We start from the raw sequence: 1,852 nt of genomic DNA on the forward strand, positions 1-1,852 counted from the left end.
CGCCGCGTGCTGGCGGTGATCCTGCTCGGGCTGGCCGCCGTCACCGGGGTGGCCGCCTTCGGCCTGCTGCCCTGGTGGTACGTCGCGATCCCGGCCGGTCTGCTGGTGGCCTGGCTGGCCGCCTGCCGGGTGATGGTCCGCGGCGAGCAGCACGCCTGGGACCGGCTCGTCGCTCCCGCGCCGGAGGTCCCCTCGGCCGCCGAGGACCTCCTCGACGCCAACGCGACCACGGTGACCATCGACACGAGCGCGGTCGCCCAGGCCGCGCGGGAGCCGGGGATGTGGGACCCGGTGCCGGTGACGCTGCCGACGTACGTCTCCAAGCCGACCGCCCAGCGCACCGTGCGGACCATCGACCTCGACTCCACCGGCGTCTGGACCTCCGGCCGGACCGAGGCCGACAGCGCCCTGGCCCGCGAGGCCGACGAGGCGGCTCGCGCGGCCCGTGCCGCGGACGAGGCGGAGGCGGTCGGCAGCGCCGGCTGAGGCGTCCGATTCGGTGGCCCGTCGCCGCGGGTGCTACCGTTTCTGCCGCGCCGCAGGGCGCACCCGGGGCTGTGGCGCAGTTGGTAGCGCGTCTCGTTCGCAATGAGAAGGTCAGGGGTTCGAATCCCCTCAGCTCCACCAAGACTGCCGGTCATCTCGTCGCTCCCCTCGCTGGGGCGTCGCACGTGCTCGGCACGCTTCGGCCGCTCTTCGCCGTTCATGAGCCGCTGTACAGGCTCAATGCCGCCGGTGTGGGCGTAGCCGCCCCCGCGTGCCTGTTGCTCACCGTCGCCCGGCTACTGGTGCGTACGACGCGTGTGGGGCGTCGTACGCACCAGTAGTCGTGGCCACCAGACCTGATGGTTCGCGCGGACGCGTCCGCGTGGATGGGTGCACGGACTCCACGCGACTCCGATCACCTACCTGTTCAGCAGAACGTCGCAGTCGAAGAACTCCGGCGGCCCGTTCAAGACGTGCCCCAAGGCGCCGCGGATGCGCTGGAGCGGTTCCTGGCGCCTGGGATCCTCCTCGCGCGCGCGGGCCTTCTCCTCGCTCTCGAACACGACGACCACGAACACCTCAGCCGGATCGGCCTGGCTGCGCATGACCACGGTCTGCAGCAGACCGGAGTCCTCCTGTTCGATGGCACCCAGCTGCTCGAACAGTTGGAGCACCTCTGCTTCCCTCTCCGGATTCGTGCTCACCCGCTGAATCTGGGCCCACATGCCTGACCGCCTCCGTCCGGGGACCGCCCGCTCACGCGCGGGGCGTTGGTCGGAGGCTAGGCCGACACCGCCGGTGAGACAACCGCAGGAACCGGGGGCTGCCCGGTCCCTAGGATCCAGTCGGACTGGACCACGTGCCGCCCGGCATCCCCGCCCAGGTGGTTCGCGCTCCAGATCAGACCTCGGCGACAGGTCGTCCGACCACCAGTGAGGCGAGAATCTCCGGAGCGAACGTCTCGGCGGTCTCGACATCGAGTTGTGCCCCTAGCCCGTCCAGGACGCGGGTGAAGAAGGAACGGGCGGCCGCCGCGAAGACGATGTCGGCGACGTCGACGTCGGTGAGTCCGAGCTCGCGCAGGGCGTCGACGTCGTGCTGTTGGACCGACGACGCGTCCCGAGCCATCGCGATACTCGCGCACGCACGGCATTGCGCCGCGAGTGCGCGCGCTCGCAGCCCCGAGCGGCCGCTCGCAGGGCGCTGTCATCTGTGAAGGTCGGCAGGGCCTCTGGGGGTCGGGTCATCGAGCGGTTCGAGCGAGCGCAGCAGCGCCCCGACCTGCCGTAGCGACGGCCTGAGGCTGCCCCGGGGGCCTCCAAGCGTCACGTCACGCCGCCCTCCGTCGACCGCCCGGATAGCGGCA

Annotated in this window: 2 protein-coding genes, 1 tRNA gene and 1 pseudogene; 2 read left to right on the plus strand and 2 right to left on the minus strand. The window is 71.5% G+C overall.

The genetic code is table 11. The features are described 5' to 3' along the window. Positions 1–486 (plus strand): annotated as a pseudogene (locus PLP61_RS16865) (hypothetical protein); the annotation flags it as partial. 65 nt (positions 487–551) lie between these two features. Next, positions 552–627, plus strand: a tRNA-Ala gene (locus PLP61_RS16870). 278 nt (positions 628–905) lie between these two features. Here the strand turns inward: PLP61_RS16870 and PLP61_RS16875 are convergent. Both PLP61_RS16875 and PLP61_RS16880 read right to left on the minus strand, forming a co-directional pair. After that, complete coding sequence (locus PLP61_RS16875; protein ID WP_324503959.1) at positions 906–1,463, minus strand: antibiotic biosynthesis monooxygenase; 558 nt, start codon at positions 1,461–1,463, stop codon at positions 906–908. Further along, positions 1,387–1,614, minus strand: coding sequence for a hypothetical protein (locus PLP61_RS16880; protein ID WP_324503960.1), 228 nt, complete (start codon positions 1,612–1,614; stop codon positions 1,387–1,389). The genes PLP61_RS16875 and PLP61_RS16880 overlap by 77 nt, the downstream gene beginning before the upstream one ends. Positions 1,615–1,852 lie beyond the last annotated feature (238 nt).

It is taken from the genome of Nocardioides sp., from assembly GCF_035429765.1.
GTDB lineage: Bacteria > Actinomycetota > Actinomycetes > Propionibacteriales > Nocardioidaceae > Nocardioides.

What these genes read in the sequence shown, in the direction of transcription:
- PLP61_RS16875 (WP_324503959.1), bottom strand. Translation starts at nt 1,463, where the DNA reads ATGTCGAGACCGCCGAGACGTTCGCTCCGGAGATTCTCGCCTCACTGG.
- PLP61_RS16880 (WP_324503960.1), bottom strand. Translation starts at nt 1,614, where the DNA reads ATGGCTCGGGACGCGTCGTCGGTCCAACAGCACGACGTCGACGCCCTG.